This window comes from Mycobacterium sp. NPDC003449 (assembly GCF_053588415.1).
The window spans coordinates 1-7719 of record NZ_JBSFPX010000264.1 but is presented as its reverse complement, the minus strand read 5'-3'; the positions used below and the strand labels follow the sequence as shown (position 1 = coordinate 7719).

Here is a 7719-nt window from a genome sequence, read left to right as displayed (position 1 = left end):
GGGGTGTTCGCGTTCGAGTACCTCGGTGGCTTGCAGGACCCGGGCGCGCAGGCCGGCGTCGCCGGCGGCCGAGGCCACCCGCGCACCCAGGACCAACTGATCCAGGAAGGTCGGCACGATCGGTGTCATGATCAGCGGAATATCACCGCTGATCCAGCGCACCGCTTCATGGACGTCGTCGCGGTACCACGCCGCCAGCGCGAGCACACACGCCGCTCCTCGACGGATGGCGGGCGAGCCGGTGGAGTACGCATCGCGCGCCGCACCGACCGCCTCCTGCAACAGTGTTCGGTCGTCGGTGCGCGCGGCTGCCTCTGCGAGGGTGAATATCCGCATGGAGGTGACGAAGGTCGACACGGTGCGGTCCGACGTCGGCAGCCGCTCGATGGCCTCGCGGGCGGCCGACAGCCGGCCCGCGGCCACGTGCACCACTCCAGCCCACAGCGCCCAGATGTGAAGCGCCATGCGGTTGCGTTCCTGGTGCGATATATCTGTGCCGCTGGCGACCACCGCCGCAGCATCGTCGAGCCGCCCCATGACGGCGAGCAGGTTTGCCAGATGGCATGCGGCGAGGTTATGGGTGGTCGTGTCCGCCGGGGAGGTCAGGGCTTGCAGTTCCTGACAGCGGCGTAGCCCGCGGCCCGCGTACCCGTTCGCGCAGTCGATGTAGGCGACCGCCAATCCGGACAGGATGCCGGCCTCGGGATCACCCGTAGCCGCTGCGGCGGCCGCCGCCTCGTCGGCCGCCGCGCTGTCCTGTCCTTGCCGGCCGTACATCGTCAGGTTGTAGGCCAGCCACGCCAGATGCCGGGCCCGGGTGACGTCGCTGAGGCCGGGCAACTGAAGTGCGCGGCGGTTCTCTTCGATGTGGTGGGCCGTCGTGTCGGTGATCGCCGTTCGCAGCCGGAGGACGATCTCTGCCTCTTCTTCGGGCGCCAGCGCGCTGGACAGCGTGGTGCTGGCCAACCGGTGCGCCTCTTCGTACCGGGTGGCCCGGTTCAGCAACACGATCGTTTCGGTCACGAGTGGCCCGTGCCCCGCATCGTGCGGAGACTGGAGTTCCAACGCGCGCTTGCTCAAATCCGCGGCGGCACTCGGATCGCTGTTGGCCACCGCCTGTGCCGCCCGGCGGAGTGCGGCGATCGCGGCCTGATCACCCACCTCGGCGCTGCGGGCCAGTTGGGTCGCGACTTCCTCCGGTGCCGCACCCATGTCCAGCATGACGGTTGCCGCCTGCCGCTCCATCGCCCGGCGCAGCGATTCGGGCAATGACCGCCGCGTCGCTTCGCGCAGCAGATCATGACTGAACCTCATCTGGTCACCGTCTTCGACGAACAGGTCGGCGCGGACGGCCTCATCGACCGCCGACACCAGGGCCGTGGGTCGGCGTTCCAGCATGGTGGCGAGCAGTCGGGCGGAGAACCGGTCGGGCAGCACCGAGGCCACCTGCACGACTTGACTGGCCGCTTTGGAGAGCTGGTCGAGTCGTTGCTGCATGCTGTCGCCGAGCCGTCGCGGCAACGCGTCTCCCTTGGCGGCCGCGTGCCCGCCGCCGACATCGAGTCGGCCCTCCTCGTCCAGGCCTCGCAACAGTTCGGTCAGCAGGAACGGGTTGCCGTGCGCCTTGTCGGCCAGGGCCAGCAGCGATGCGTCCGCTTCGGCTCGCACGGTGTCCCGGACGACGTCGGCGACCGCGCCCGTCGTCATCGCCGTCATCCGCAGCACCGTGGCACCGTCGCGCTCCAGGGCGGTCAGGGTCTCGTGCACGGCCGGTCCGCCTGCGCCGGACCGCGCGGTAAGCACCCAGAGCACAGGGGAGCCGGCCCGCGCCGCGGTCAGGGACCGCAGTGCCAGCAGAGTGGGGTTGTCGGCCCAATGGATGTCCTCGAGCAGGATCGCCACGGGCGTCCGGGACGCGGCGGCATGTATCGCGGCCTGCAGATCATGCACCACCCAGTAGCGGAGGTCGGCCGAGGTGCCAAGGCGCCGCAGCGCCTCCGCGTCACCGACCGGAGGATCCGCGCGCAAGGTCGCCATGAAGAGCGAGAAGAACGGCACCGTCTGCTGGTACTCGAACGCCTCCCCGAATAGTGCCCGAACGCCGGCCTTTTCCGCGCGATCCAGGGCCTCGGTCACCAAGCGGCTCTTGCCGATACCGGGAGGGCCCTCGATCACCAGAACGCCTCCGCGTCCCTGGGTTACCGCCGTGATCGACGCGCCGATCACCGTCAACTCGGCTGTCCGCCCGCGAATCGGCGGTCGGCGCATCGCTCCCGGCTCCCGCGCGGCGCTCACACCGACCACCGCCCACCGCGGGGAAGCGGGCGGGCGCAAGCCCTCCAGGTCGTGTCATCCACAGTTCTCGCCACACTATTGCTGGTAGGCAGTGTATGCGAGTTCGTCCGCGCTGATCGGGATCGCGTGCGGCTGTTTGCGCAGGTGTGTTGTCGTGGGGTTGGCGGCGACGGTTCAGATCGCCACTGTCTCGATGACGCCGAACACCGCGGTCCGGTGGACGGCGGTGCGACGAAGCCCGGCCGCCGCGAAGAGTTCGTCGAATTCGCCGATATCCCGTTCCCTTCCGTCGGCCATCACCAACATGCTCATATCCATCAGCGCTGTCCACAACGGCATGCCCGATTCGCCGACAAGGTGGTCGATCGTGACGATGCGCCCACCTTTGCCGAGAGAATTGCGGCAATTGGTCAAGATGCGGATGCAATCGGTGTCGTCCCAGTCGTGCAAGATGTATTTCAGAACGTACAAATCGGAGGCAGGTACCGATTCGAAGAAATCGCCGCCCGTCGCGGTGAAGCGTTCGGACAGACCGTCTTTGCGAGCGGCTTCCTCGGCGTCCGGCAGAACGTAGGGCAGATCGAAGACGCCCCCGCGCAGGTGCGGGTTCGCACGCATCATCGCTCGGATCACTTCGCCGTTCGCTCCGCCGATATCGAGCGCGAACTCGACATTCCGGGTATCGATCAGGCCCGCGATGTCGATCGCCGCGGTGGCACTCAGGTTTGACATGGCCTCGGTGAAATGAGTGGCCTCGTCGAGATGTCCGGCGAGGTAATCGAAGATGGTGTCGAACTGTCCGTGCGCGGCCTTGATCTGCGGCTCACCGTGACGGACGGCATCCGGAAAGCGTCCCCAGCTCTGCCAATGCCCGGGTGCGGCCTGCGCGAGTGCCATGCCGCGCAGTGAATTCGGGTGGTTCGCGCGCAGCGTGCCCAGCAGTGGCGTCCCGGTGAAGTGCACACCGTCCCGGGACTTCACCAGATCCAGTGACGCACATGCGCGGATCAGTCGCCGGGTGGCGTTTACCTCGGTGGATTCCGCCGCGGCTATCGCCTGCGGAGTGTCGATACCCGCGGCGAGGTGATCTGCGATGTTGAAGGCGGCCGCGGCACGGACAATCTGGGTGACCCAGAAGCCGGTGACCATATTCATCATGCGCCAATACTCCTGTGTGCCCGCTAATTCGGGTTCAGTCAACGCGTCTCCAATGGTCGAGTGCGGGCCTACATCGAATAGGCGGTCGATATGCACAGTTGTCGCTCTACTTGTGCGCGATGTAGTAGTTGTTGAATGGATCGTCGTCGAGCTCGGCGATGTCGACATCGGTGAATCCTGCGTCGGCGAGCATCGAGGTGGCCAGCTCCTGACCCCATGCTGTACCCAGCCCGGCGCCACCGGCAGATAACGACACCGTCATGCAGTGCATCGTCGAGACCGTGTACAGCCACGACGCCCAGGGGATGTTGCGGTTATGGTCAAGCTCTGATGAAGCTTTGATGTCGACCACGAGCAGGTCGCCACCGGGCCGCAGCGCGCGGTGGATGTTGGTCAGCACTTTGTCCGGGTGTACCTGATCGTGTATCGCATCGAAAACCACAATGGCGTCGAATGCCTCCGACACGTCCAGTCCGGCCAGGTCTCGTGTTTCGAAGTGCGCGTTGGACAGTCCTTGCTCGAGCGCTTCCGATCGGGCCACCGTCATCGCCTGCTCAGAGAAGTCGTAACCGGTGAATCGGCTCGCCGGGAAAGCCTGTGCCATCACGTTGATGGCACGTCCACTCCCGCAACCGAAATCAGCGACATCGATCCCCGCCTTCAGCCGTCCGGTCAGCCCATCGACCAACGGCAGAATCTTGTCGATCAGTGCCTCGTCGAACAGTGCGCCACTCTCTTCGGCATGCAGTGCGTGAAAACGCGGAAACTGGTCGTAGGGCAACCCGCCCCCGTTCCGGAAGCAGCCGACAATACGTTGCTCGACTTCGCCGAGCATCGCGATGTACTGCGCCTTCTTGGCGACATTGGCTGACCCACCCGCTCGGGTCAACGCGGGTGCGCGGTGTGACGGCACGACGTAGGTGCGCGATGCCGCGTCGTAGTCGACGACCGCCGCGCACACCATCCCACCCAACCACTCCCGCACATAGCGTTCGTCAAGCCCTGCGTCAGCGGCGATTTCGACACTGGTCGCGGGACCGCTCGCGACCATGGAGTCGAACAGGCCAGTCTGATGACCGATGCTGAGCAGCAGGGCGATGGCCGCGTCGTTCACGACACCGACCATGTGACGGCCGAACTCCGCAGCGGCATCGGCAGTTTCGGGCTCGGAAAGCTGATCTGTCGCTGTCACGACGCCAATGCTACTCAGGGCGACGACATCGATTACGCCGTGTGAGAAGTCACTCAATACGTCGAAAGGGTGACCCCGGAAGCCACCGAAATCGTTGCGCCATCCGCCGCGGGACATGATGTTTCCTCGGTGGCATATCCGCGGGGCCCCTAGAACGCCGCGATCAGGTGGGCGACGTTGCGGTTGCGGCACTCGGCCGGCCACACCGCCCAGGTGCGGCGCACCAGCGGGTAACCCGCAAGCGGGTGCCACTGCAACGTGTCCGGGATCAGGTGAGCCCACTCCTCGGAAGCGAAGGCAAATGCCTGACCGGCGCTCAGCGCGGTAAACCTGAGCGACGGGATGAGGAAATTGTCGCAGTCCGCGTGATCACCCGTGTCGATCCCGTGGCTACGCAGGCCGGCGGCCAGTTCGTCGTACCAGGCGGGGCTGTCCGCGCGAGGGAAATCGATCCACTGCAACCCGGTCAAGGCGTTGAGCTGGATCCCGTCGGGGCCCGACAGTCGAGCGGCGAGGTCACCGGCCAGCAGGACGCCGAGCTTCTCCTCGGCGACCAGCATGGTGTCGAACTCGGTTCCGGCGGGGAGTTCGCGCATCAGTGATACGTCGAGGTCCCCGCGGCGCAGCCGGATCAGTTGTGCTGCCATCGGCAGGTGACACGGTATGACGCGGGTGTCGGGGTGCTCGACGGCGAATCGGGCCACCACACGAAGGAGGCCGGAGGCCAGTTCGCCGGGAATGCCCAGTTGGATGACACCGGCGGCGTCGGCCGGCGCAGCGGCCGCGGTAACGGTGCGCACCATCCGGTCGTAGCGCACGAGGATGGCGCGTGCCTCTGCCAGCAAGGTGACGCCGGCTCTTGTGGTCTGGACACCTGCGCTGCCGCGCACCAACAGCTGAACGTCGAGTTGGCGTTCCAGTGCGGTGACCGCCTGTGACACGGCCGGCTGGCTGACGTCGAGTCGGCGCGCGGCGGCGGTGAAGGTGCCCTCTTCGGCTACCGCGACGAATGCTTCGAGCCTCGCCGGGGCAAGAAACGCCTGACTGCGCCCGGCCGCGCTGATTCGATCCACCACCGCGGCCGCCCGGTCGGGCTCGCCGGCCCCCAGCATCAACGGGGATGAACTCCACCCGCGGGCGCGCGGCCGCGCGTCCGCTCCGTACGTGTCGGCCTCGGACAGGCTCTGCGTGGTCATCGCCGGCTCGAGTCGAGTCGTCGTTGGGGTCCGCTGTAACGTGGGCATGGGCCGACCCTCGGCGAGAACAGGGTGATCTGTCCTCACCCTCGTCGTCGATTCACCCGGGTGATTTGCTCCATGACGAACGGCGTGGGCGCCGCGACGGCACGTCTTGATGGACCTTCCCGTCCGGATGACTCTGTGAGAAACCTGCGGCCGGACTCGGAGTGTGCTGACCGTCTGTTCAACGATAAGTCAGGCAGCCCATTGAGGTTCCACCGTCGGGTCGGGCCGGCTCCCCGGGCCGCACGAGGCGGATTACATGAACTATATGGTCCGCTATGATGACGGTGCCTGCCCGTCGCCCTGATTCGACACGTGCCGGCGAAGGAAGGGGGCCGAACTGAGCACCGCATTCGATCCCGACGGATACCGCTGTGGCACCGACGAGATCCGTTCGCTGTTCCTCTTCGAGTGCCTCGACGAGAAACAGCTGGCGGAGGTCTGCGCACGCGGCCGTATCGACGCCGTCACACCCGGTTCGATCGTGGAGGAAGGGCAACAGGCTTCGGCGTTCTACGTTCTGCTCGATGGTGAGATCGCGGTGTCCAAACGGTCGGGTCAGCGTGACATCGATACCAACCGCACGTCCCACCGCGGAACGTTCTTCGGTGCGGTCGCGTCGTTCTTGGACACACCGCCGACGGCCTACACCTTCTCGGTCCGCGCGCTGACGCCCTGTCGACTGCTCACCCTCGACGCCGATGTCTTCTGGAACTTCATTCGCGGCGAATTCCCCATCGTGATGCACCTGCTACAGGGGGTGTGGAGCGACCACGAGGACATGCACAGCGCGATCGATCACCAGAATCGCGTGCAGGCTGCGGGCACGATCGCGGCCGGCTTGGCGCACGGCTTGAACAACCCCGTCGCGGCCACTGTCCGCGCGGCCGCCGACCTGCGCGAGCGCTTTCGGCGGCTGACCGGACCGGCGGCCCTGTCGGCGGCCGCACACGCGGCCCTGGACTCGACCCGGATGGCACTGACCCAGCGGGTTGAAGGGGGCGGACACCGTCGAGTGCACTCTCGGCGATCGGCGCTACAAACCGCCAGGGCTGAGGACGAGGTGGCCGACTGGCTCGACGCGCACGACGTCGCCGAGGGCTGGGACATTGCGCCCGTACTGGCCGGCGCCGGAGTCGAGGTCGCGGATCTGCAGACCGTGCTGGACCGGCTCGACGGCGCGGACTGCCCCGATTCGCCGGCCGAGGCATTCGCCTGGCTCGCCGACGTCCTCGATGCGGAAGCGCTGATCGGCGACATCACCGAGGCGAGTGAACGTATTTCGGAACTTGTCGATGCCAGTAAGCATTACGCCCACCTGGACGGGTCGGATTTCGACATCGTGGACCTACGACGCCTGATCGACTCCACCCTCGACGTGCTCGCGCCCTCGTTGGGTGAGGATATCGCGGTGGTACGCGACTACGATCCGGCGCTGCCCGGAGTCCCCTGTTACCCAGGGGAACTCACGCAGGCCCTGACCCATGTCATCGTAAACGCCATCGAGGCGATGCGCCGCGGGCCCGCCGTAGGACGCACTCTGATCCTGCGCACCAGGCTGGCCGACACGGTGCTCATCGAGATCGGCGACACCGGACCCGGTATCGACCCGGCCATCCGAGATCGGGTGTTCGACCCGTTCTTCACGACCAAGCCCGTCGGAGAGGGCGCGGGGCTGGGCCTGACCGTCGCTTGGCGCATCGTGGTCACGCGTCATGGCGGCACCGTCGGCGTCACGTCTGTCCCCGGCGACACACGCTTCACCCTCGGCTACTGGTTTGAGAACTCGGCGATCTGCTGAGTTCTGTGGTGACGGTAGTACAGCGCCTCGCA

Annotated in this window: 5 protein-coding genes; 1 reads left to right on the top strand and 4 read right to left on the bottom strand. The window is 66.5% G+C overall.

Annotated elements, in window-relative coordinates:
• The 4 genes from ACWDTP_RS35785 to ACWDTP_RS35770 form a co-directional block, all read right to left on the bottom strand.
• Nucleotides 1–2268: ATP-binding protein (locus ACWDTP_RS35785; protein ID WP_450027959.1), on the bottom strand; the 2268-nt coding region annotated here is incomplete at its 3' end.
• A gap of 201 nt (nt 2269–2469) precedes the next feature.
• Nucleotides 2470–3444, bottom strand: coding sequence for a methyltransferase (locus ACWDTP_RS35780; protein ID WP_450027958.1), 975 nt, complete (start codon nt 3442–3444; stop codon nt 2470–2472).
• A gap of 115 nt (nt 3445–3559) precedes the next feature.
• Nucleotides 3560–4579, bottom strand: coding sequence for a class I SAM-dependent methyltransferase (locus ACWDTP_RS35775; RefSeq protein ID WP_450027957.1), 1020 nt, complete (start codon nt 4577–4579; stop codon nt 3560–3562).
• 215 nt (nt 4580–4794) lie between these two features.
• Nucleotides 4795–5841, bottom strand: a complete 1047-nt coding sequence (locus tag ACWDTP_RS35770; protein ID WP_450027956.1) for a LysR family transcriptional regulator — start codon at nt 5839–5841, stop codon at nt 4795–4797.
• A gap of 529 nt (nt 5842–6370) precedes the next feature.
• Here ACWDTP_RS35770 and ACWDTP_RS35765 point away from each other — a divergent pair.
• The gene (locus tag ACWDTP_RS35765; protein WP_450027955.1) at nt 6371–7687 is read left to right on the top strand and encodes an ATP-binding protein; all 1317 of its coding nucleotides are present in this window, start codon (nt 6371–6373) and stop codon (nt 7685–7687) included.
• Nucleotides 7688–7719 lie beyond the last annotated feature (32 nt).

Coding starts and splice junctions, on each gene's coding strand:
- ACWDTP_RS35770 (WP_450027956.1), bottom strand. CDS start 5,841: ATGACCACGCAGAGCCTGTCCGAGGCCGACACGTACGGAGCGGACGCG.
- ACWDTP_RS35775 (WP_450027957.1), bottom strand. CDS start 4,579: ATGGTCGGTGTCGTGAACGACGCGGCCATCGCCCTGCTGCTCAGCATC.
- ACWDTP_RS35780 (WP_450027958.1), bottom strand. CDS start 3,444: ATGGTCACCGGCTTCTGGGTCACCCAGATTGTCCGTGCCGCGGCCGCC.